Origin of the sequence: Kaistella palustris DSM 21579 (assembly GCF_000422265.1) — a bacterium.
Classification (GTDB): Bacteria; Bacteroidota; Bacteroidia; order Flavobacteriales; family Weeksellaceae; genus Kaistella; species Kaistella palustris.
Window position 1 is genome coordinate 160,646 of sequence record NZ_AULL01000012.1, and the last position, 24,046, is coordinate 184,691.

Sequence of the window (24,046 nt, forward strand, 5' to 3'; positions counted from 1 at the left end):
ATTAGTTTGTACTTGCGGTTTTAATTTCTGTTGTTTTAATGTCTGTTCCCAGTCTCTGCAGGTAGGCGATCAGTGCAATGATCTCTTTTTTCTCCAGTGGTACAAAATCCGCGCCTTGCTGTGCTTTTCTTTCCGCATATGCGTTTTTAACGTCAGCTGCTTCAGAATAGATTTGCTTTACAATGAACTTTGCCTGGTTATCTGCCCATGAATCTACAGAATCGACCTGAGCTTGCGTATAAGGAACATCGAATACATTTTTCATGAGTTCGATTTTCGCCACAGTCTGGCTACGGTCAAGATCGCGGGCAATCAACCATGGATATCGTGGCATAATCGATCCTGCGGATGTAACACGTGGATTCAACATGTGCTTGTAGTGCCATGAACTTGGGTTTTTACCACCTTCGCGCTGTAAATCCGGTCCTGTTCTTTTGGATCCCCAAAGGAACGGTCTGTCATAGATGAATTCACCCGCTTTGGAATACTGACCGTTTTTACCATTGAATCGCACCACTTCATCACGGAAAGGACGGATGATCTGCGTGTGACAAGCGTTACAGCCTTCACGGATGTACAGGTCGCGCCCTTCAAGCTCAAGCGGTGAATATGGTTTTACCGCGGCAATCGTAGGTACATTTTCTTTAATCGTGAGCGTAGGAACAATTTCCAGGAAACCGCCAATCGCTACTGCCACGAATGACAGTACAGTTAACAATATCGGAGTTCTCTCCAACCAAAGGTGAAATCCTTCGCCTTCTTTTCTTTTCTTGGTAATTGCTGCCAGAGCCGGAGCTTCTGCAGGAACTTCTTTCTGGAAGGATCCGCTTCTAACAGTGGCAACAACATTAATAACCATAAGGATCGCACCGGAAATATAGAACAGACCACCCACAAAACGCATTTCGTAATATGGAATGATTGCTGTTACAGTATCCAGCCAGTTTTTATAAAGTAAAGTTCCGTCCGGGTTGAATTGTTTCCACATTAATCCCTGGGTAAATCCGGCGATGTATAAAGGTACAGCGTAGAAAATAATTCCTAAAGTGCCCAGCCAGAAATGCCAGTTAGCTAATTTGGTAGACCACAGTTTGGTTCTCCACATGATCGGCAAAAGGTAGTAGATCATACCGAAAGTCATAAAACCATTCCAGCCCAGAGCGCCGATATGTACGTGACCAATTACCCAGTCGGTAAAGTGACCGATCTTATTTAATGTTTTTGTAGCCAGAAGCGGACCTTCAAATGTCGCCATACCGTAACATGTTACTGCTACCACGAAAAACTTCAGTACCGGATTTTCTCGTACTTTGTCCCACGCGCCACGCAAGGTCAGCAGCCCATTAAGCATTCCACCCCAGGAAGGAGCGATCAGCATGATGGAGAAACCTGTTCCCAAAGCCTGTGCCCATGCTGGAATTGCAGTGTACTGTAAGTGGTGAGGTCCTGCCCAGATGTAGACAAAGATCAGCGACCAGAAGTGAATGATTGAAAGTTTATAAGAGAAAACAGGGCGGTCTGCAGCCTTAGGTAAGAAATAATACATCAGACCTAAAATTGGCGTCGTGAGAACGAAAGCTACGGCGTTGTGACCGTACCACCACTGCACCAATGCATCTTTTACACCTGCGTAAGCGGAATATGACTTCCAGCCGGTAAAAGTTAAAGGTACTTCCAGATTATTGAAGATATGCAGCATCGCGATTGCAACCCAGGTTCCCAAATAGAACCAGATCGCTACGTAAAGGTGACGCACCCGTCGGATGAAGATGGTACCGATCATATTGGCACCGAAAATTACCCAGATCACCGTGATTAAAATATCAATTGGCCACTCGTGCTCAGCATATTCCTTGGAGGTGTTAATCCCCATCAGGAAGGTAATTACTACAGAAACGATCATCAGCTGCCAACCCCAGAAATGGATCCACGATAAAGTGTCACTCCACATTCTGGTTTTCAGAAGCCTTTGAATGGAGTAATAAGCTCCGGCAAAGAAACCGTTACAAACGAACGCAAAAATTACCGCACTGGTGTGCAGCATTCTGATCCGGCCAAAACCGAAAGCGCCGTGGGTGTTGATGAGTCCCTGTAAATTTCCGCTCTGCAGACTCGCGATCGTAGCATCATCTGTACCGAAAAAATACTCAGGAAGTTCGGGATAAAATAACATCAATGCGGCGGTAAGTCCCAGCAAAAATCCTACAAGTCCGAAGACGATGGTTGCGTAGAGGAATGCGCGCACAATGCCGTTGTCATAACTAAACTTTTGTGTTTCCATATAAATTAATCACTTTTTTCTTCTTTACTAACTTCCACCTCCTTTTCCGGTGATGGTTTTTCTTTGATAATCTCTGAATCCATCAGTATCCGTACTGCAGGAGATTCATCATCTTCGAACTGGCCACTTTTCGCACTTACAATAAAAATGATGAGAAATACAACAGCCAGTAAAACGCTGCAGAGAATCATCAAGTACAAAATATCCATTTCTGCAAATTTATTATAAAATTCAGCCAAATTTACTCAAAAAATATGATTTTCGTCAATTAATGTTAAATGATGTTAATTTAAATCATTTCTAAATAAGAGTTTAAGTACACTAACCCTTTAATTTAAAGTATTTTATACTGCGCCACCACGTCGCTGCAGACGTAAATGCAACTACGCTGATCGAGCTGATGGGCATCAGGATCGCCGCAAAGAGTGGCGACATGTGGCCGGTTACTGCAAAAGTCAAACCTAAGATATTATACAGGAAACTCAGCGCAAATGTCATCTTTACAATGGTCATCGCATCTTTACTGAAGCTCAGGTATTTTGCAAATTCAACCAGTTTTTCGCCGGACATGATCACATCCGAAGACGGGGTAAACGAGTTGGTATCATCGGCCACTGCAATACCTACATTACTTTGCTTCAATGCGCCGGCGTCGTTCAAACCATCGCCGAACATCGCGACTTTCTCGCCCTTGTCCTGTAGGTTTTTAATGTAGTTTAACTTGTCTTCCGGGCTTTGGTTGAATGCCATTCCGGCCGCGTTCGGGATCAGTCTGCTTAACTGTTCCTGTTCAGCCGAATTGTCACCGCTTAAAATATGGATTTTGTAACCATAAAGACTTTTAAATAGCGATTTTAGATTTTCCCGGTATTCATTTTTAAAGATGTATTTCCCTAAAAATGTTCCGTCTTTGCTGATGTATACCGATGTCTCATGGTTTTCAGCTTGCTCGCCAACTAAACTTGCGGAGCCGATCTTGTACCGGCTGCCGCGGATTTCCGCTTCATAACCTTTCCCCGGGATCTCACGGAAATCCGACAGAGGAAAATGCTCATCCGCAATATCCAAAAAATCGTAAAGTGCCTTCGACAGAGGGTGGTTTGAATTTTTTAAAAGACTTTTAATGTTCTTTTCATCAAAGTCTGAGAGCGTGGCGCCATCAAACCGGACATCTGAACGTTTGTGGTGTGTAATCGTTCCGGTCTTATCAAAGACCAGTGTTCCCGTTTTCGAGATTTTTTCAATTGTTAATGTATCTTTTACGTAAAATTTATTTCTGCCCAGAATCCGCATCACGTGACCAAAAGTAAAAGGTGCAGAAAGTGCCAAAGCACACGGGCATGCAATAATCAGTATGGCGGCAACTACCTGAAACATTTTTTCGAAATCGATCCGTGCCCAGTAAATTCCCGCGATCAGCGTAATTCCCAGAATGATGAAGGTGAAATATTTCGAAATCTCATTGGTTAAAGTATCAAGTCCGGTTTCAAATTTTTTGAAAGCTTCTTTATTCCAAAGCTGAGTCAGGTAACTTTGGTTCACGGTTTTTATCACTTCGAGCTCCAGGGCAGAACCTGTTTGCTTGCCGCCTGCGAAAATGCGGTCACCGGCTTTTTTTTGAATTGAGGCGCTTTCGCCTGTGATAAAGCTGTTGTCAATATTACCTTCGCCATTAATTAAAATGGCGTCGACAGGAATAATTTCCTGATTTCTTACCAAAATCCGGTCGCCTACTTTTACATCGGAAAGCAAAATGTTTTCCTGCACCCCGCCAAAATCCACTTTCGTTACTGCGATCGGATAGAATGACTTGTAATCGCGGTCATAGGAAAGTGCGTTATATGTGCGTTTCTGAAAGAGTTTCCCCAGCAGCATAAAGAAAAGCAAGCCACAGAGCGTATCGAAATAACCCGCTCCGTAATCGGTCAGCACTTCATAAATGCTTCGGCCATAGAGCATAAGTATTCCCAGCACAATAGGAACATCAATGTTTACAATTTTATTTTTAAGTCCGAACCAGGCAGATTTGAAATAGTCGGAAGCAGAATAAAAAACTACGGGTGTAGCAAGCAGAAACATAATGAACCGGAAAAGATCTTTATACTTATCCATCCAGAAATCGGTAGTTCCCAAGATCTGTTCTGCATATTCGGGATACGAGAAAAACATTCCGTTCCCAAAAGCAAATCCTGCAATGGCGAGTTTAATGACGAGCGTTTTGTCGATAAGCTCTTCTTTTTTCTCGGCGGTCTCTAAATTGATGACCGGTTTGTAACCCAGATTGGTAAGTAATTTTGCGAGATCGCTGAGTTTGAGTTCCTCCTGATTGAATGAAATCTGCACATTCTTGCGTGCAAAATTCACCTGGGAATATTTGATGTGTGAATTCAGCGTATGAAGGCTTTCTAAAAGCCAGATGCACGACGAACAGTGGATCACCGGAATTTTAAAAGTCACAAGGGTAGTGTTCCCCTCCGAAAAGTCGGTTACTTTTTCGAAAATCTCCGGCGTATCCAGATAATCGAATTGCGCGGTATTTTCATTTTCCGGGCGGATCCCGGAGCTTTTGTTGAATTCGTAGAAGTTGCCCAGCTGGTGAATATTCAGAATTTCGTAGACCGACTTACAGCCGTTACAGCAAAATATTTTCTCATCAAAGGCAATTCGCTCTTTGTCGATAATCTGGTCGCAATGAAAACAGTTTTCCGGCACTTCCTTAACAAAATTCAACCTGCAAACTTATAACAAATAAATTTGGGCAAGGGTTTAAAAAGCCCTATTTTTGCTGACAAATGTCATAGATAATGTCTTTAGAAAAACAAACTTTAATAGAAGAAAACCTGCTCAAAGTTTTTAATGATGAATCTTTTGAGAAAACACTTTCAGCAGAGGATTATCAAAAATACCTTGCCGGAAAACAGTCTTTAAAATTCAGAAAAGGCGAAACCGTTTTCGAGGATGGCGATACTGCCAAAGGTGTTTATTTTATAAACAAAGGAACTGCGAAACTTAGTAAACAAGGGGTTTATGGCAAAGAGCAGATCCTGCGCTTCATAAAAGAAGGCGATCTCTTCGGTTACCGTTCCCTGCTTTGCGGCGAAAATATGCAGGCAAAAGGTGAGGCGATGACTGACATTGAAACCACTTTTTTGCCGGCGGATGTTTTTCTTCACCTTCTGGAAGTTGACCCGAAACTTTCATTCGTAATGCTTCAAAAAATTGCTTTTGAACTCGGCGAATCTTCAAACACCGTGACTTTTCTTGCGCAAAAAACGGTTCGTGAAAGACTGGCGGAAATTCTGCTTTTGCTCGAACAAAAACTCGGTACCGATCCGGAAGGATTCATCAATATTTCTCTCACGCGCGAGGAGATTGCAAATATCATCGGCACTGCGACGGAAAGCGCGATCCGCCTGATTTCTGAATTTAAACAGGACGGTCTAATTGAAGTTGAAGGCAGAAACATTAAAATATTAATGCACGATAAATTACGGAAATTAGGTCATTTGATGAGCTAACCTTTTCATTTTTAATGACTTTATTATTAATAAATAAAACTGCCGCCACATGTCTGTACATTCTGAAATAAAAAAGATCACGACCGAGACTTTGCGAAAAATGAAATTCGACAAAGAGAAGATCACCATGCTTACAGCCTACGATTTCACCACTGCCAAGATGGTAGACGCCGGCGGCGTGGATGCGATTTTGGTCGGTGATTCAGCCTCGAATGTGATGGCCGGCTACGAAACTACTTTGCCAATTACGCTCGACCAGATGATTTATCACGCGCAATGCGTGGTTCGCGGTGTCGACAGAGCTTTGGTAGTGGTAGATCTGCCCTTCGGAAGTTACCAATCAAACCCCGAAAAAGCGTTGGAATCTGCGGTTAGGATCATGAAAGAATCCGAAGCACACGCCATAAAACTGGAAGGTGGAAGTGAAGTGGAAGAGTCGATTCAAAAAATCGTAAACGCGGGAATTCCGGTAATGGGACATCTGGGTCTTACGCCACAGTCGATCTACCAGTTTGGGACGTACAAAGTCCGCGCAAAGGAAAACGATGAAGCCGACAAACTGATCAGTGATGCAAAACTGCTCGAAGAATTGGGTTGCTTCGCTTTGGTTCTGGAAAAAATTCCCGCAGAACTTGCCAAGAAAGTTTCGGAGAGTATTTCAATTCCTACAATAGGTATTGGTGCAGGCGCAGACTGCGATGGGCAAGTGCTTGTATACCACGATATGGTGGGCATGAACAAAGACTTTACTCCAAAATTCCTGCGACGCTATCTGGATCTGTATTCCGAAATTACCGGCGCTGTATCGCAATATGTAAAAGATGTGAAATCTGCGGATTTCCCTAACCAAACCGAAAGTTATTAATGAACACCAATACACAAACCATTCAGGGAATTTTATCCATTGCCGCGCTGCTTTGCCTGGTCGTAGGATTTTTCAATCTGTTTTCTCCGGAAATCAATGATCTGCTTTACAATAAACTGTTCTACCTCTTAATTGGCGTGAGTTTCTTTTTTCAGGCGCCAACCTTAACGAACAAGAATTTTCTTTATCCTATGTACGTTGCTGCTGCACTTTGCATCATCGGCGCTTTTCTTCCCAAAGATTCGCAGTTTGCGATGATTAAAACCATTGGACTTTTCGCCGGAGTTATTCTTTCAATTTTCAGCAGACCAAAACTTACACGACAGTAATTCTTAAAGGTTATAACCTGCTGAAAGTTCTGTAACTGATAATATTCTGCGGATTTATAATTCGCAGAATTTTTTTGAAAGCGATTTTTTAAGCTTAATTTCAGCTACGACCTTTTCGGTCTTAATATTTATTTGATTTCAGGATGCCCTCGAAATAATCAGCAAGTAAACTGCGCTCAGCTTTTGTGAGATTGGCCGCCGGATGTCTGGTAATATAAGCCGGCAGTGGCATGGAATAGTCTTTCACCGAATGCACTGAATTTTCGAGCATGTTTTTCTTCAGGTCTTTGTTCAGCGTTCCCCATTCCGATAAGTTCAGGTGCTTTCTTCCTTTTGTTACATGACTTTTTATAGACCACGAAACTGGTGCTACATAAGCATAATCCGGATAAACCGTTTCATTGCTGTGGCAGTCGTAGCAGGCTTTTATTAAGATATGCTGCACGTTTTCCGGCGTCTGCAATACGTTTACAAAATTATCCTTTTTCACAACCGGCTTATTCGTTCTGTCCACGGGAATAAACTGTATGACGGCGATAAATATGAGAAACCAGTAAATGACTGTTTTAAAAGTTTTCATTTCAGTTTATTTCGGTTCAGTTTGCGGCAGGGTTTCAGGAGCCGCAGTTAATGTGGGATTCGCCAGATTCCAGGTTTCACGGATTTCCCAGAGTGGCCGGACTTCTATCTTTTTCTCTAGTAAGTACACGTCCTCGGCATATTCCTCCAGGTTCAGATCCGCAGAATCCCAAATGCCGTTCCCGTTGTTATCCACCAGGATTCGCAGTTGATATTTTCCCGGTTTTAAATACTGGAAAGTGAGTAATTTTTCTGTTCCAAATTTCGAATAACTTATATTGCCGCTCTCGTTCAGCAACTGAAGCCAAAACTTATGTTCCGGTGCGTTCTCCAGCGTTAAAATCAAAGAACCGTAGTTTTCTGTCTTATCACTTTCAAAATCAAAACGGTAAGATTTCTGTATCGACTCGTAGAATGATGATACCGTTTCCTTTGGAACCGTGAGCGCGTATTTTTTACCTTCTTTAAAGTTGGCTTTTACATGGATTTCGTACGGATTTTCAGTAGAAATATTTGCGCTGAATTCCTGCGCCAAACTGTCGGAAACCAAGGTCCATTTCTCCGGCTGTATTTTATCGATGAAATAATTCGACGAAATCACGAAATCATCTGCTGGAGGCAGCAGATTTCCTTTTGCATTCCCGACTGTCATCTCATTCTTGGCGTTGTAGCGGTAAAATATAGAAACCGTGTCCTGTTTTACACCGTTGTCATAACTGAATTTTAAGTTTTCGCTGGTAGTTGTTCCGAGTTCGTTTTTCTTCGCATCAAACCAGATATTTACAGAATCGGATTTCGGAGCGTGCGTAATTTTATAATCTTTCAGTTTTTCATTTAATGATTTTACCCCGACGTTTTGGGGATTCCCTTCAAAAGTCATCAGGATTCCACCGGGAACCTCTTTCATTTCCTGATATTTAAGTGCTTTACGCGAAGGGTACAGGTTTAAATTCAGACCCGAAACACTTTTGTCCAGAATAAGTACATCCTTTTGAAAACCCACTTTTTCCTTTCCGGCATCGTAAACTGAATTTGAGTTGGCATCTTCAAAAGCCAATACGCGGTATTTCCCTGGCGACAGATAGTTCAATTCGTAGTAGCCATCTGGATCTGCCTTGGTAATGTAGTAGGGTTTCTGGCGGAAATTCACGGAATCTTCAGCTTTATATAAGCCCACAACCAAACTGGCCTGCTCCGTTTTTGCCGAAGATGCTGCAATCAGACTTTTCAGTTCACCGCTCAGATAAAGGTCATCGATCTTATCACCTGTGGAAAAGGCGAAATTATAATACTGCAGCGGATTTCCCTCATTGCTGTCAACTATCGAGTTGCCAAAATTAAAATTGTAGGTCGTGTTCGCCTGTAGTGTGTCACTCCATTTAATAAGCACATACTTATTGGCCGTACCGGAAGGCAGTATTTTGGTGATCTTTTGGATCGGCGGCGAAATAATTAGGTTTTTGTTAATGTCCTTTAATGTCACATACTCATCGAAGTCAATGCGGAGTTCGCGAATGTCGCGCGGCACATTTACCCTTGCCGAATCAATATTGGTGCTCACCACTTTTGGCGGAATGGTATCTTTGGCACCGCCCACAGGAGAGCCTACACGTGCGCAGGAAAACAGGAGCAGGTTTAAAACAAAAAGAAAAACAATTTTCCTCATGACTAACTTTTAGGCAAAAATACTTAAATTATTCGCTGTAGGCATCTTGCGTACCGGCGTCCGCTTTTTTTCCGCCGGTCTTTTTTAAACTGTCGATCGTGCGCATTTCTTTTTGAAATTTTTGGGTTTCGTAGGGGAAATTCTCAAAAAGGCCGGAAAGCGCCAGCGCAGAATAAACACGTGATGAGTATTTATTCCCAATAGCGATAATGGTGACATTTGATTTTAACAGATGGGCAAAAACCGAATTCGTGCCGTGCCACCAGCCGTTATGGTAGGTCAGTTTGTCATCGGGGCTGAAGATCTTCATGCGAAAGCCGATTCCATAATTATTAACGCCAGGTCGCTCGTTGCTGTAAGGCTCGAAGATCATATCCTGCAGATCCTGACGCAGGAAATTCTTGGCAAACAGCGCTTTGGAGAAATTAAGCAGATCCCGTGGCGTGGTATACACGTTTTTATCACCATAAATTAAATCCAGGCGATCATAAGGATAAACTTTTGGGCCACGCTGAAAAAAAGATTTTGCCGCGGTCAGCGTATCTTTCTCCTCAAAAATGTAAGTATGTGTCATCTTTAGAGGCCGGAAAACCATTTGCTGCATTGCTTCGGGAAAGGGCGTTTTAGTCACCTTTTCTATAATTAAAGCCAACAGTGCATAGTTGGTGTTGCAGTACATAAAGCCGGTATCCGTGTTACGCGCCAGTTCGGGTTTATACTTGATCAGCAGATTCAGGATGTCATGGTTTGTAAGAAACTTTTTGTCCAGTTCGGCGGGCCTGGGCTTAATTTTATCGATGACATACTCGTATTTCGGAAGGCCGCTCCGCTGAGACAGCAAGGTAAAAACAGTCACTTTCGGATAAGGAAATTCAGGAAAGAAACTGGTCACATGATCATCCATATTCAGTTTCTTTTCCTCAATAAGTTTCATAACTGCCATGGCAGTCAGTGTCTTAGAAATCGAAGCTACATGTAACGCGACGGTATCACTGATTGGAACCTGCTTGTTGTCCTGCGCGAATCCGCGGTACTTTTCGTAGAGAATATCATCGCCCTTTGCGATCAGAAAGCCACCCCACAGATCGCCGTTTTCCCACACATTCCTGTAATAATTGTCAATCACGCGCACGATTGAATCCTTGTTTGCCAGGCGGTTGTCTTTTCTTTTGAAAATGCCGTCGAGGTCTATATTTCCGTAGTTTGGTAACGAAGTTTCTGAGTCTGTGTCGTTTTGAGTTTCTTTTGAACAGGAAAAGAGCATAAATCCACTGAATAGGAGGATAATGAAGTGCGGTAAAAATTTCATTTAAAGTTTTTTGGGCTGAAAAATCTCCGCAAGGTAGGAGTTTTTAGGAAAAATTTACAGGGCTGAAATCATAAAGATTTGTTAAGGCCGCGCAAAACCAGCCAGAATTTTATCCACGATTACCTGTGCCAGTTTTTCTTTGCTTTGAACTGTCCAACCGGCGATATGTGGAGTGATCAGTACTTTTTCTGAATGAAGAAGATAACGGAGATCCTCATTTTCAGCTTCTAATTTCTCAAAGGATGATTTTTCAAATTCCAAAACATCCAAAGCAGCGCCTTTCACTTTTCCGGATTTTAAGGCTGTGACCAGATCTGAGGTTTTCACATTTTTTCCACGCGCCGTATTTACAAAGTAGAAATTTTTCTTCATGTTTGAAATAAAATCCGCGTCTATAAGATAGTGAGTTGATTCGGTAATTGGAATATGCAGACTGAGAACGTCCGCTGCCGCCTGTAAATCTTCAAGGGAAACCTGCGTGGCAAATTCATCTGAAAGGCCGGGTAAGATATCATGAAATATTACGCGCACGCCAAAACCCGAAAGCCTTTTGGCTACTGCTTTTCCCATATTTCCATAGCCAATGATACCAAAGGTTTTCCCCAGAAGTTCATCACCACGGTTACCTTCTCTTTCCCAAACTCCTTCTTTCACTTCCTCTGAAGCAATAAAAAGCCTGTTCATTAAAATCAGCAACATACCCAGCACATGTTCAGCAACGGAATCACGGTTACCTTCGGGCGAAGAAATGAGTTTAATTCCTAATTTTTTTGCAGATTCAGTATCGATGTTTTCCATTCCCGCACCGACTCTGGCGATAAATTTTAGGTTTGCGCCGTGTTTCAGAAAATTTTCGTCGACCGGAATTCTGCTGCGAATGATGATTCCATCATAGCGCTCAATTTTCGTTAAAATTTCAGCATAAGTTGAAGTGAAATCTTCTTCCAGAATAAAGCCTTTTGCCGTAAGCTGTTCTGTGATCAGCGGATGATTTTTATCGAGGAGCAGGATTTTCATTTCAATTTTATTAATGGCGAAACGTCTGCAGACAGTCTTAAATGTAAGGGCTATTTTCGCGTTAATTTATTTTAAAACAGCGTGTTACCGCATCAAATAGCAGGTATAATACGCTTGGAAAATATTTAACTGCAGAATAGCTTTTTCAGTTCTATAGATTCTGTAGCTTTCATACGCCCGGAAAGTATCAGCGAAAGTTCTTTCCGACGCATCGCGGCTTCAAATCTCGAAATTTCTTCTTCAGTTTCAGGTTCCATATTTGGGATGGGGATCGGTCTGTTGAATTCATCTACGGCCACAAACGTGTATATTCCTTCGTTGGTATGAATCTTTTTCTGATTAATGGGATCATCAAGCCACACATCCACATAAATCTCCATCGATGTTGAAAACGCGCGGGAAACCTTTGATTCCAGCACCACAATTCCGCCTTCGGGAATGGGGTGATTGAAGGATACGTGATTTACAGATGCCGTCACCACACGTCTTTCGCAATGGCGTGTTGCAGAAATGGAGGCGCAGCGGTCCATTTTTGCAAGAAGTTCACCCCCGAAAAGGTTCCGCAAAGAGTTGGTTTCGTTTGGTAAAACGATATTGGTCATTACCGTCAGGGATTCCGACGCTTTTTTTGATTTTGCCATTTAGATTTAGGGTATTTTTTAGAACTCCATTTTTTCGCCGAAACTGCGGCTGCAGCGGTTGTCAGCGAGTCGGTTCCTGTAGAATCCAGCACCGGATTTTGGTTTTGTAGCGTATCTTTCTTTAAAGGTTGCACCGCAGGTTGGGAAACAGGTGTGCTTTTAATGTCTTCTGCAAATGATCTTTTTCCGAAAAGCATTTCCGGCTGCGTAAGCCCAAAGTAGGCAAGTGCCGCAATCGCTGCCAACAGTGGCAAAACCCAAACCAGGGATTTTGAAAAGCGGTAAGCGCGGGGTTTATTCCGATCTTTTATGGCTGCCGGTTTTTTTATTTCCGAAATATTGATTTCTTCCAAACCGTAAAAATCGGGAGATACCGGGCCGGTACGTGTTTGTTTAAAGTGAACCTTGCTGTCATCAATAGAAAAAGTACCGAAATTTTCTACGGTAAGCGTTCCTTCTTTTTCCAAAGTCAAATTCCAAAAGTCCACCTGTTTCTTTATTTCGGCTTGAGCGTCGTTAAATGGCATTCCTTTTTCTTTTGCTAAAAAGTTCACAAAAGTTTGATTCTCCACTTCGGCATTATTATCAAAGGCGATCTCCAGCCCGGGCGGCAAAATGTTTTTACCATCCTTATCCAGAAAAGCATGGGCGGTTTTCAGTGAGAAAACACCGAAACCGGGAAGCGTGGCGTGACCTTCTTTTTTCAGAAATTCGAAAAGAAACTGAGAAAAATTCATAATGACGCAAATTTATGTTTTTGAGCGGTTGTACACAAATAAAAGGCTGCCGCGGAAATGGACTTTCAAATTGACTTCATTTGCATTTCAAATCATTTCAGATTTATATATTTTCTGTTAACCGCGGTCTAATAATCCATATCTATTCAACCAATTACGTTACTGAAGCACTTTATAGACCTTAGTAAAAGTTTTTGCTGTTTGCCGCTGATTAATAAAGTCAGCCCGCTCAATCATTGTGGAAAATAATTTCCTGTTGACCGCCATTTAATTCACCTAAATAATTGCCAGTCAAACACTACTGAAACCTAAAACTGACGCCAAACATAAAATTGGTTCCCGCCTGGGAAAAATAGTAAGGTTCCCGGTCATCCACAAAACCATTGTTCACATATTTTTTATTGAAAATATTGTTAAGCAGCAGTTTAAAATCAACTGCAGTTCTTTTTAGATTTAAAGTGTATTTCGCATTAAGGTCGGTAAGAAAATACGCATTTAATTCTAAATCAGAATTATTGGTGTTGTCCAAATATTGGCTTCCAACATATTGGTTTTGAATTCCTAAGCTTAAATTTTGTGTAGGTGTATAACTGATCAATAAATTACCGATAAAATTGGGTGAAAACGAAATAGGGGTATTTCCAAGGCTTTCGAATCCGCTGTCGGTTTCATTTTTAAAGTCTTTGTTCTCATTTTTACTTAAGGTCAAATTCCCGGAGACATTCCACTGTTTTGAAAGTCTGGCGAGTGCGCCAATTTCAACGCCCATCCGGTAGCTCTTTCCGGAATTCACCCGAATAAACTCTCCGATATCATTGATCTGACCATTCAGAACCAGTTGATTTACATAATTCATGTAATACAGATTTGTGGTAAATGAAACTGCGCCGAAGGATTTCTCCAGACCCGCTTCGAAATCGTGCAGCTTTTCCGGCTGGATTTCCGGATTTGCAAAAATATCGTCGCGGTTTGGTTCACGATGGGCATGGGCATAGGAGAAGAAAAGTTTCCCGGAATCGATCCGATAATTTACGCCCAGTTTCGGATTAAAAAACAACCAGGTCTTATCCAGTTCCACACCTTCACCGTCACCCTGCTGTATGATTTCGGTGTTATAAATGATATTTCTGAGCTGTGCGTCGCCGTAAAACTCAAACCGCTTCAGCTTGATGATCGCTTTCGCAAATCCTGAAAATTCTGTTTTCGTACCATTGTTTCTGTAGTATTCGTGTTCGAAGATTTCCGGGAAATAAACGCCGGAAACATTACCGAAATGTTTTCCGAAATAAGTATTTCCGACTAAGCCAAAATTCAGATCCAGGTTTTCGAATTTACCGTAAAGCGTTGAAACTGCGCCATAAAAATCATTATCAAGCCACTTCTTACGGATGAGATCTGTTTTCTTAACTGTTTGACTTTCAACAATTAAGTCTGGTAAATTATACTTTGAAAACTTAGCGTCCTGTTTGTAATTTTCATAATAGCCGCTTCCCCTGGTGTAGTGAAAAGTCGTTTCCAGATTCCAGTGGCTGTTCAGGTTTTGCTCCCAAAGTAACTGGTAGTGATTCTGGTGGTAGTTATCGGTCTCATTATTATAGAACCCGATTATGTTTTCCCAGGCAGCATCATAAATCGCTCCTGAATAATTGAATTTGGGATCTGTTTCCCACGTTTTTCGGTCTACAGCATTCCAGGCCTGGTACGTTTTTTCTTTTCCGCCAAAAGCCATGAACCGGATCTTTGTTTTATTTTCTTCAAACAGTGCGGTTAAATTATAAGAATTCAAATCAGAGAAAGCGCGGTCGATATAGCCATCAGAATGTATTTGCGTATATCTTCCCATTAATGACAATCTGTTTTTCCAGAACTTCCCGCTCCCGATTTCTGCCGAATATTTCTGGGTGTTGAATGAGCCGTATGAGTCATCGGACTTCAGATAAAATTTTTCGCCGGGATTTTTGGTAAGTACGTTCACACTGGCGCCAAAAGCAGCAACCCCGTTCGATGAAGTTCCCACGCCACGCTGGATTACGATTTGAGAGGCAGAACTCGTCAGGTCGCCCACATTCACGAAAAAAGTTCCCTGGCTTTCGGAATCATTGTAAGGAACGCCGTTCAGCATTACGTTAATCGCGGTTCCGCCAACGCCGCGAATTCTAAAACCGGTATAACCCACGCCGTTCCCCGCATCGGAGGTTGAGATGACCGACATCTGGTTTTTCAGTAAAATCGGCAGATCCTGCCCGAGATTCTTCTGACCTAAATCTTTCTCAACGTTGATGATTTCTTTGGTGACGGGAAGCCGCTTCAGAAAGCTGATGCTTTCAATTTCTGCGGTTTTGACGGAATCCTGCACGTTTTGTGCGTAGTAGAACGGACCGGCGAGCAGTCCTAAAAAAATAAATCCTTTCATTCTATTAATTTTTTGAAGATTAAATGGAATAAAAGGGGCGATTAAAATGTGTTAATTTGAAAATTTTTGAATTTAAAAATAATAATTTACATTTTCAAATGTTCAAACAGCTCATGTAATTCCCTAAACAGCATTACCTGTTCCAGGTTCATTGGGTATAATCTCAGCTTTTCACAGCACCCCTTAAATTTCAGGCACAAAATTACATCAAATATTGTTAATATCCATGGTTGTTTCCGTCGACATAAAAATAATTTATTCCGTCTTTGGTCACCTCAAAAAGTCGGGCAAGTTTCCAGCTGAAATTTCTTTTAATATCGCTGTACTCAAAAGGTATAATTACTTTATTGTGGATGTCGATCACACCAAACCGGTTTCTGTATGATGCAATGATCATCGGGTTGTGCAGGTCATCACCTTCCATAATATGCAGGTAATCGTATTGCGGATAAATGGTAAACTGTCTGTAATCACCTGGATTTTCAAATTTTGAGTCTTCAATTATTCCGTAAGCGCCATTCATAATATAAGCGTGGAAAAGCTGTGCTTTATACTCCGGCGCGCATTTCCCCAAATCACTTTCCTTGAAGTGATAAACGCGTTTTCCCGCTTTATTGATGCGGTAATCTGATCCATTAAGCCTTACGGAAGCATACTGATCGCTACCAAATTGCTGCACTTTTTTATTGGGAGAATTCTGCAGATTACAATCCCGGGCAAAAAACCCAACGTTGGAGTATTCATGTTTAATGATAATTTTCCCGGCCTGGTTGATGAAACCGAACTTTCCGGCCATCTTCTGTGGAATGAGGTCCGCTACAGAATCGTTGACTTTGATGAAATTGGGATTTAATTTTGTAACAGCAGCTGTTTTTTTAGGTAGCGCGTTCTTCTGCGCATTAAATAGGACAGAGCTCAGGATGGTGAGCAGCATAAAAAAATATTTCATCAGCTTCATTTTACAAATCTGTGGCCAAAAATAAGGTTTTATAAATTTCTAAGAACTGAGAATATAAAAACGACCAACAGTACGAAGATTATCGCCTGCTGACCAAAAAGAAATTTTCGGGCGTTGGGAAAACGGTTTTTAACCACGTTGAAATTGAATGCAAACCCTGTCAGAATATATGGAAGTGAGAAAATTAGCAGCGCGTTATATTCAAAAACTTTTAAAAAATTAAAGTGTAAAATTTCATGTAACGCCCGCTGCGAACCACATCCAGGACAAGAAAAACCAGTAATGTATTTAAAAGGACACTTTGGGAAAAGGGCAGAATTCGCTGGATCGTAAAAGTAAAATACAAACACACCCAAAAAAATGATGGGCAGACCTATGAGTAAAAGCCACTTATTTTTGATGGAAGCTGATTTAAGAGTTTGTATTATAGAACAGAGCAAGACCGCCGAAGAACACGATGTAGACAAACGCCGCCACCAAACCTGAAATCGCGGAAATAAGCACCATTGTTTTTGCCAGGTTTGCCGCTTTCTGTGCACCGGCAATGTCGCCTTTCGCATATTTACCCTCCACACTTGCCGCGCTGATAATCCCCACAATCCCCAGCGGTACGCAACACAGGATGGTTACAATGATGGATTCCACCAGCCAGCTTTTAGGTGGGAAGCCGTTTGGCGAAGGACGAAAGTCTGAAGGTTGACTAAAATTTTCCATGATTTAATTTTTTATAAAAATAACAAAATTCAGGTGAGTATCGCCTGTGAATTTTAATGGTGATATTATTTTAAAAGATATTTAAACTTAAATTTTCGTAAATTTGGATTCCTTAAAAATCAATTAAATTATTTAGATATGACTTTTGATATTGATATGATCAAAAAAGTGTATTCACTTTACCCTGAGAGGGTTGCGAAGGCCCGCGAAGTTTTGGGTAAACCGCTGACACTTTCTGAGAAAATTCTTTATACGCATCTTTGGGAAGGAAATGCTACACAGGATTACCCACGTGGCAATTCTTACGTGGATTTTGCGCCGGACCGTGTTGCAATGCAGGATGCTACCGCGCAGATGGCGCTTTTGCAGTTTATGCAGGCGGGTAAGTCGAAAGTGGCAGTTCCTTCAACTGCTCATGCGGATCACCTGATCCAGGCCAGAGTGGGTGCTGAAGCAGATCTGCAGGAAGGTATCAATAAAAACTCAGAAGTTTTCAATTTCCTGAGCTCGGTCTGCGAAAAGTACGGAATTGGATTCTGGAAACCAGGCGCAGGAATTATTCACCAGGTTGTTTTAGAAAATTACGCTTTCCCCGGCGGTATGATGATCGGAACAGATTCCCACACGGTAAATGCCGGTGGTTTGGGAATGGTTGCTATTGGCGTCGGTGGTGCAGATGCGGTAGATGTAATGGCAGGAATGCCGTGGGAACTCAAAATGCCGAAACTTATCGGTATTAAATTAACAGGTAGACTCAGCGGCTGGACTGCTGCAAAAGATATTATTTTAAAAGTAGCCGGAATTCTTACCGTAAAAGGAGGAACAGGCTGCATCGTGGAATATTTCGGTGAAGGTGCAGAGTCACTTTCTGCCACCGGAAAAGGAACGATCTGTAATATGGGTGCGGAGATCGGCGCCACCACTTCGACTTTCGGGTATGATGATTCCATGCGGAGATATTTAGTTGCCACAGAAAGGCAGGAAGTCGTGGATGCCGCAGATGCAATTGCAGAACATTTAACGGGTGACCCGGAAGTGTATGCAAATCCTGAAAAATATTTTGACCAGGTCATCGAAATTAATCTGGATGAACTAACACCTCACTTAAACGGACCTTTCACCCCGGATTTGGCTACACCTGTTGCGGAATTTCACGAAAAAGCAGTGGCTAACGGTTGGCCGATTGAAGTGGAGTGGGCACTGATCGGCTCATGTACCAATTCCTCCTACGAAGATTTGTCCAGAGCAGCCTCCATTGTGGAAGATGCTTTTGCTAAAGGTGTTAAACCTAAAGCGATTCTGGGAATTAATCCCGGTTCAGAGCAGGTGAAGTTTACCGCTGAACGCGACGGATTCCTCGATTCATTCAGAAAATTTCAGTCTGCCAGAATATTTACAAATGCCTGTGGGCCGTGTATCGGCCAGTGGGACCGCGAAGGTTCCGATAAAGGCGAGAAAAATTCGATCATCCACTCCTTCAACAGAAACTTCGCGAAACGTGCAGACGGTAACCCGAACACACATGCTTTTGTAGCCTCACCGGAAATGGTAGCTGCCGTAGCAATTGCGGGCCGACTGGACTTTAACCCGATCACAGATACTTTAACTAATGAAGCCGGTGAACAGATCAAACTCAGCGAGCCGCAAGGTTTTGAGCTGCCTCCAAAAGGTTTTGATGTGGATGACAACGGTTACCAGGCACCTTCTGCAGACGGTTCCGCAGTTCAGGTAAAAGTGGATCCAAATTCCGACAGACTGCAGTTACTGCAACCGTTTGAACCTTGGAATGGACAGAACATTACCGGCGCTAAAGTTTTAATTAAAGCTTTCGGAAAATGTACTACCGACCACATTTCTATGGCAGGCCCGTGGCTGAAATACCGCGGTCACCTCGATAATATTTCTAATAACATGCTGATAGGTGCGGTGAATGCCTATAACATGGAGACCAATATGGTGAAAAACCAACTGACGGGCGAATATGGTGAAGTGCCGGCTGTAGCAAGAGCTTATAAAGCCGCAAATATCCCAACCATTGTAGTGGGTGACCAGAATTATGGGGAAGGATCATCCAGAGAACACGCCGCCATGGAACCAAGACATCTTGGCGTGAAAGCAGTTTTGGTAAAATCCTTCGCACGGATTCACGAAACCAATCTGAAAAAGCAGGGAATGCTCGGTCTGACTTTCGATAACGAAGCGGATTACGACAAAATCCAGGAAGATGACACCGTCAATTTCCTCACGCTGGATCAGTTTGCTCCCGGGAAACCTTTGATCCTGGAATTCGTACATACAGACGGAACGAAAGATCTCGTTGTAACCAATCATACGTATAACGCACAGCAGATTGAGTGGTTCAAAGCAGGTTCTGCGCTGAATCTAATTGCTGCTGAAGCTGCAAGAAATGCTTCGTAAAAATATTCGATACTTCTCAATTTTGAGATGAGTTAAAGCCGTTCAGAGATCTGAGCGGTTTTTTTTGTGGAAATAAACTCATGAACTATTGTGTCGGTTTTGAAGCTATAAAGGTTTCGGCAGAATACCGTTCTTTTTAATATAAAGGAACAGGGCGCTCGTTTTTCATTAGTAGTACAAATGAACTTAAATACGAAGCGTTGTAACAAAATCGGTTTTCTTCTGTCTAATGGATTACAAAATAATTTATGACTCAAAAATTTACGGCCGCCGTCTTGGCACTTGTTTTTTCGCAACTGTATTTCGCACAGGAAAAACAACCCACCACCACTACCAAAGAGCAGCAGATCGCCGGCGTGACGATCACGCAGACTAAAAAAGCCGTCGAGCAGAAAGCGGACCGTACGATATTTGATTTTTCCGAACAGCCGAACCTTAATTCCGGAACAGTGATGGAAGGCATGAAAAAACTGCCGGGTTTGATCGTGTCCGATGTCGCCGGTATGCTTTACCAGGGAAAACAACTCGCTGTGTATATGGATGGGCGGCCACTGAATATTTCGAGCAACGAACTCAATTCTTTTTTGGAAGGAATGCCTGCGAATTCCGTGGAAAGAATTGAGATCATTACACAGCCCGGTGCAGAATTTCCTGCCACTTCCGGCGGTGCAATCATGAACATCATCACCAATAAAAACTCTAAAAAGTATTTAACAGCAACCTATTCAGGTAATTACAGCTTTACAGACGATGATAAGTTCAGGAGCAGAACAGGAAATTCCATTAACCTGAATGCAAGAAATAAATATTTTGGCTGGCAGATCAATGCAGGACAGAATTACCGCGAAAGTATGATGAACTCTAATCAGGATAATATCGCCTTGATCAATTCCGACAGGATCAACCGCGGCATCTTTGCTAAAAGTGCGGTGACCATTGACCTTGGTCTGGACCGTTTGCTTTTAAACTACGACTTTTATAAAAACGGCAGCGATGTATATAATATGAGTTCAGGAATTTCGCAGGGAAATCCTTACATCCAGAACTCTTTTCTCGATTCTGAAAATTACAGAAACGAGGCGGTAGCAACTTATCAGAAAAAGTTTGCAGACAAAGGTAAAAAGCTCGATTTTAAAGCATCGTACTCGCAGGCAGATGCCGCCTTTGCGCAGGAAAATTTACCACAGGCAGAAAATGTGCTGGACAATTCTTCGGTGATGAAAGTGGCCAATTTCCGGATCGATTATTCCCAACCTTTAAAAATACTCGATGACGGGAAAGTGAGTTTTGGCGGACTTTATGAAAAGCAAAATTACAGGACGTCGAGTTTCCGGGAACTTAACCTGGATTACCAGAAACTGAATGCAGCAGCGTATCTGGAATTTCAGGCAACATTAAAAAATATTGATTTCATTTTGGGCACCCGTGCGGAAGATTACGATATTTCCGGTACCGCGTACAATTATCAGAAAGAGAACTATGAACTGCTGACCGCTTTCAAAAAGTTCAAATTTTTCCCCAATGCAAGTGTGCAGTACAATTTTGCGAAACAGGTGTATTTTGCTCTGAATTATAACCGAAAGATTTCGTTGCCGAGTATTTCTGTGCTGAATCCGAATAATACGACTTTCGAAGGTCCCAACTCCCAATCGTCCGGAAATCCGAATCTGCAACCAACGATCTTCGATAATTTCGAGGCCAAATTAAGTGCTGTTGATTATGTTTTTATCGGTTATAATGTGAGCGTCGCCAGAAATCAGGTCGTGCAGAAAATCAGCCGGCAGGGAGATGTCGTCATTAATTCGCAGGATAACGTTTCGGAACTGAAGATCCATAATTTTAATGTCGGTTTCCCGATCCCGTTTGCAATCTTTAACACGCCGCTGAAAGAACTGATGAAATTTAATATGAACCCGGACAAGCTGAATTTCGTGTATATTTATTCGGCTTATCAGCTACACGAACTGCCGGATATTAAGACAAAAGGTTTCTGGGTTTTCAATTTTATGACGCAGCTCATTTTACCGAAAGACATCAAATTTGTAGCAAATTACAGTTACCTTACACCAAAAGGAAATTACTACTATTTCGTGGCCGATAAACCCTTCAGCAATTCCCTGAATCTGAATCTGTCGAAGAAATTTATGGATGACCGGCTTACTGTTTCGCTTTTTGCTGATGACGTTTTCAACACGCAGGAAATGGGCCTTCATTCAGTATCGTCTGTTCCCAATGTTTTTTTATCGAGTAAGAATGATACGCGTAAATATGGAATTTCTTTAAACTATAAGATTCCCACGAAGAATAAAAATGCCAAAATAGATCCCAATCTGCTTGATAAAGATAAGAAAGATGACAGCAGTGTAATACCGCCGCTACAATAAACAACAAAGGGTTTCTGCAAAATCAGAAACCTTTTTACTTAATCTTCACAGGCTTTCCAAAGCGGATCATTCTGCGGAACAGGTGCCGTAATTCTAATGTTATGAGTGGTAACAGGATGCTGGAATTCCAGTTTTCGGGCGTGCAGATGAATTCCGCCATCGGGATTTGATCTTTGCGAACCGTACTTCAGGTCGCCTTTTATTGGCACACCAATTTTCGCCAGCTGTGCGCGGATCTGGTGGTGTCGGCCGGTTTCCAGATCAATTTCCAGCAACTGGAAATTATCTAAAGTTTTGATGATTTCGTAATTTAGAATGGCTTCTTTGGCGCCTTCCGTAGGTTTTGGAAAAACGGTGGCTTTGTTATTTTTTTCGTTCTTTTTAAGGTAATGAACGAGCCGCTGCGATTTCGGAATCTCAATTTTTGGAACAACCGCCCAGTATGTTTTCTTGATTTCGCGGTTCTTCACCATTTGGGTTAAACGGGTCAGCGCTTTCGAAGTTTTGGCATAAATTACCAGGCCAGATGTAGGTCTGTCGATCCTGTGTACCAAACCCAGGAAAACATTTCCGGGTTTATGATCTCTTTTTTTAATGAAATCCTTTATCAGATCAAGCAATGACAAATCACCGGTTTTATCGCCCTGAACAAGCTGCCCGGCTTTTTTATTGATCACTAAAAGATGATTATCTTCGAAAACGATTTGTTCCTGCATAACTAAATATCAATTGCAAATTTAAGTTTAATAATTACAAATTCAGTTTGCGCTTATCCTGAAAAATGTCTAACCTGCAATAAAATTCTTAAAAAATATTCTTTGCGAATCAAAAGCGATTTCGTCTAAAATGATGTTGTCTTTTTTAATCCAAACTGCTTCCGAAATTTCAGAAAGCTCGAGTTCTATATCAAATTTTTCATCAACTTCATATTCATAAAAAAGATCCAAAGTATTGTAGGGGATGTTTTTGTATTCGTAGGTGTTGGGCAATCCCGCCAGATATTTTAGTTTAGAAATATCAACTTTAATTTTCAACTCTTCATAGAGTTCCCGCACACAGGTTTCTTCAGCACTTTCGCGCAAATCTACAAAACCGCCGGCAAGGTCCAGTTTTCCTTTTTTCGGTTCCTGGTTTCTGCGCGTAAACAGAAATTCTCCATTACAGGAAATTACCACAGCTACTGCCGCTGCCACATTGTGGTACAACACATAATCGCAGTTACTGCAGCTCCATTTTTGTTCACCATCCCAGAGTAAACTTTCGTAGCCGCATTTGGGGCAAAATTTCAGATCTTCCACTAAGATATATTTCGGGGATGAAAATTCAGGATCACGTCACGGAGTTCCTCGTTTTTGAGATGGGTATAAATTTCCGTTGTAGTAATACTGGAATGTCCCAGCATTTCCTGTATATAACGAAGATCGGCGCCGTTCTGTAGCAGATGTGTGGCAAACGAATGCCGGAATGTATGCGGCGAAATCTTTTTGTTGATGCCGGCTTTTTCCGTCAGTTCCTTGATGATGATGAAAACGATCACACGCGACATTGCCGAGCCGCGGCTGTTTAAAAAGAGAATATCCTCACACTTTTTATTGATCTTATATTTTGACCGAACTTCGTGAATATAATCTTTAATTAATGAAGATGTATAAGCTGCCAAAGGTACAAACCGCGACTTGTCGCCTTTGCCTTCCACTTTTAAATAAAGTTCTTTGAAATTGATATTCGAAATTTTCAGGTCAATGAGTTCAGAAACCCGTAAACCGCAGCCGTACAGAACTTCGATCATACAACGGTTCCTCTTGCCAAGGTCAGCGGTGATATCGATTGCATTGATGATGCGTTCCACATCACCGAAACTCAGCGTATCGGGCAGGTAAAGTCCCAGTTTCGGCGCTTCCAAAAGCGTGGCGGGATTGTCGGTCCGTGCTTCATCTTCCAGCAGGTATTTAAAAAAAGATTTTATCGATGAGATCCAGCGTGCCTGGGAGCGCTCACTGAATTTTTTCTTTGAAATTTCGTAGAGGTAATGCTGTATGTTTTCATACGTTATTTCCAGCGGTCCTGTGTTTTCTAGCTCAAATTCGGCATAATCCCGAAGTTTCCGCACATCGCGCAGGTAAGCATCAAGCGTATTATCAGAAAAATTCCTTTCGAATTTCAGGAAGTTTTCAAAATCTTTAATTTTTTCGTCCCAGGTCATCATAGTGTTAGTTT

At 42.0% G+C, this 24,046-nt stretch carries 21 protein-coding genes; 5 read left to right on the plus strand and 16 right to left on the minus strand.

Annotation, left to right across the window (positions count from 1 at the left end; genetic code table 11):
- Nucleotide 1: 1 nt before the first annotated feature.
- The 3 genes from ccoN to H562_RS0101955 form a co-directional block, all read right to left on the minus strand.
- Nucleotides 2–2,281, minus strand: coding sequence for a cytochrome-c oxidase, cbb3-type subunit I (ccoN, locus tag H562_RS0101945; RefSeq protein WP_027375971.1), 2,280 nt, complete (start codon nucleotides 2,279–2,281; stop codon nucleotides 2–4).
- A 5-nt stretch (nucleotides 2,282–2,286) separates the two neighbouring features.
- A complete protein-coding gene (ccoS, locus tag H562_RS0101950) occupies nucleotides 2,287–2,490 on the minus strand; it encodes a cbb3-type cytochrome oxidase assembly protein CcoS (RefSeq protein ID WP_027375972.1) in 204 nt (67 codons plus the stop codon).
- A 112-nt stretch (nucleotides 2,491–2,602) separates the two neighbouring features.
- A complete protein-coding gene (locus H562_RS0101955; protein WP_027375973.1) occupies nucleotides 2,603–4,993 on the minus strand; it encodes a heavy metal translocating P-type ATPase in 2,391 nt (796 codons plus the stop codon).
- Nucleotides 4,994–5,085: 92 nt separating this feature from the next.
- Between H562_RS0101955 and H562_RS0101960 the strand changes: the two genes are divergently transcribed.
- Genes H562_RS0101960 through H562_RS0101970 form a run of 3 tightly spaced genes read left to right on the plus strand, consistent with a single transcriptional unit; the run spans nucleotide 5,086 to nucleotide 6,993 of the window.
- Nucleotides 5,086–5,799, plus strand: a complete 714-nt coding sequence (locus H562_RS0101960) for a Crp/Fnr family transcriptional regulator (RefSeq protein ID WP_027375974.1) — start codon at nucleotides 5,086–5,088, stop codon at nucleotides 5,797–5,799.
- Between the two features lie 49 nt (nucleotides 5,800–5,848).
- Nucleotides 5,849–6,664 (plus strand): 3-methyl-2-oxobutanoate hydroxymethyltransferase, encoded by an 816-nt coding sequence (panB, locus tag H562_RS0101965; protein WP_027375975.1) that lies wholly within the window; start codon nucleotides 5,849–5,851, stop codon nucleotides 6,662–6,664.
- Complete coding sequence (locus H562_RS0101970; protein ID WP_027375976.1) at nucleotides 6,664–6,993, plus strand: hypothetical protein; 330 nt, start codon at nucleotides 6,664–6,666, stop codon at nucleotides 6,991–6,993. Before panB ends, H562_RS0101970 begins: the two co-directional genes overlap by 1 nt.
- Nucleotides 6,994–7,114: 121 nt before the next feature.
- On the opposite strand, the gene H562_RS0101975 is transcribed toward H562_RS0101970, so the two are convergent.
- From H562_RS0101975 to H562_RS14495, 10 genes are all read right to left on the minus strand, one after another.
- Nucleotides 7,115–7,573 carry a heme-binding domain-containing protein gene (locus tag H562_RS0101975; protein ID WP_027375977.1) on the minus strand — a complete coding sequence of 153 codons (459 nt, stop codon included), beginning with the start codon at nucleotides 7,571–7,573 and terminating at the stop codon, nucleotides 7,115–7,117.
- A 6-nt stretch (nucleotides 7,574–7,579) separates the two neighbouring features.
- Entirely contained in the window at nucleotides 7,580–9,238 is a 1,659-nt protein-coding gene (locus tag H562_RS14490; protein WP_034690420.1) for an Ig-like domain-containing protein, read from the minus strand.
- Nucleotides 9,239–9,266: 28 nt separating this feature from the next.
- Entirely contained in the window at nucleotides 9,267–10,547 is a 1,281-nt protein-coding gene (locus H562_RS0101985) for a serine hydrolase domain-containing protein (protein ID WP_027375978.1), read from the minus strand.
- An 81-nt stretch (nucleotides 10,548–10,628) separates the two neighbouring features.
- Nucleotides 10,629–11,564 (minus strand): 2-hydroxyacid dehydrogenase, encoded by a 936-nt coding sequence (locus H562_RS0101990; RefSeq protein WP_027375979.1) that lies wholly within the window; start codon nucleotides 11,562–11,564, stop codon nucleotides 10,629–10,631.
- A 125-nt stretch (nucleotides 11,565–11,689) separates the two neighbouring features.
- Nucleotides 11,690–12,205: an acyl-CoA thioesterase gene (locus tag H562_RS0101995; protein ID WP_027375980.1), complete on the minus strand. Its 516-nt coding sequence runs from the start codon at nucleotides 12,203–12,205 to the stop codon at nucleotides 11,690–11,692.
- Nucleotides 12,172–12,942: a hypothetical protein gene (locus H562_RS0102000; protein WP_027375981.1), complete on the minus strand. Its 771-nt coding sequence runs from the start codon at nucleotides 12,940–12,942 to the stop codon at nucleotides 12,172–12,174. The genes H562_RS0101995 and H562_RS0102000 overlap by 34 nt, the downstream gene beginning before the upstream one ends.
- A 298-nt stretch (nucleotides 12,943–13,240) precedes the next feature.
- Entirely contained in the window at nucleotides 13,241–15,355 is a 2,115-nt protein-coding gene (locus H562_RS0102010; RefSeq protein WP_027375982.1) for a TonB-dependent receptor, read from the minus strand.
- Between the two features lie 217 nt (nucleotides 15,356–15,572).
- On the minus strand, nucleotides 15,573–16,304 hold the full coding sequence (locus H562_RS0102015) for a WG repeat-containing protein (protein ID WP_027375983.1): 732 nt from the start codon (nucleotides 16,302–16,304) through the stop codon (nucleotides 15,573–15,575).
- A gap of 38 nt (nucleotides 16,305–16,342) precedes the next feature.
- The gene (locus H562_RS15845) at nucleotides 16,343–16,663 is read right to left on the minus strand and encodes a DUF2752 domain-containing protein (protein WP_169463247.1); all 321 of its coding nucleotides are present in this window, start codon (nucleotides 16,661–16,663) and stop codon (nucleotides 16,343–16,345) included.
- A 61-nt stretch (nucleotides 16,664–16,724) separates the two neighbouring features.
- A complete protein-coding gene (locus tag H562_RS14495; RefSeq protein ID WP_034690425.1) occupies nucleotides 16,725–17,027 on the minus strand; it encodes a CD225/dispanin family protein in 303 nt (100 codons plus the stop codon).
- A gap of 138 nt (nucleotides 17,028–17,165) precedes the next feature.
- Between H562_RS14495 and H562_RS0102030 the strand changes: the two genes are divergently transcribed.
- On the plus strand, nucleotides 17,166–19,445 hold the full coding sequence (locus tag H562_RS0102030; protein WP_027375985.1) for an aconitate hydratase: 2,280 nt from the start codon (nucleotides 17,166–17,168) through the stop codon (nucleotides 19,443–19,445).
- A 248-nt stretch (nucleotides 19,446–19,693) separates the two neighbouring features.
- Nucleotides 19,694–21,829, plus strand: a complete 2,136-nt coding sequence (locus tag H562_RS0102035) for an outer membrane beta-barrel protein (RefSeq protein WP_027375986.1) — start codon at nucleotides 19,694–19,696, stop codon at nucleotides 21,827–21,829.
- A 38-nt stretch (nucleotides 21,830–21,867) separates the two neighbouring features.
- Here the strand turns inward: H562_RS0102035 and H562_RS0102040 are convergent, their stop codons facing one another.
- The 3 genes from H562_RS0102040 to xerD form a co-directional block, all read right to left on the minus strand.
- Nucleotides 21,868–22,545 (minus strand): RluA family pseudouridine synthase, encoded by a 678-nt coding sequence (locus tag H562_RS0102040; RefSeq protein ID WP_027375987.1) that lies wholly within the window; start codon nucleotides 22,543–22,545, stop codon nucleotides 21,868–21,870.
- Between the two features lie 69 nt (nucleotides 22,546–22,614).
- On the minus strand, nucleotides 22,615–23,127 hold the full coding sequence (locus H562_RS0102045; protein WP_027375988.1) for an NUDIX domain-containing protein: 513 nt from the start codon (nucleotides 23,125–23,127) through the stop codon (nucleotides 22,615–22,617).
- On the minus strand, nucleotides 23,127–24,032 hold the full coding sequence (gene xerD, locus H562_RS0102050; RefSeq protein WP_027375989.1) for a site-specific tyrosine recombinase XerD: 906 nt from the start codon (nucleotides 24,030–24,032) through the stop codon (nucleotides 23,127–23,129). The genes H562_RS0102045 and xerD overlap by 1 nt, the downstream gene beginning before the upstream one ends.
- Nucleotides 24,033–24,046: the final 14 nt, after the last annotated feature.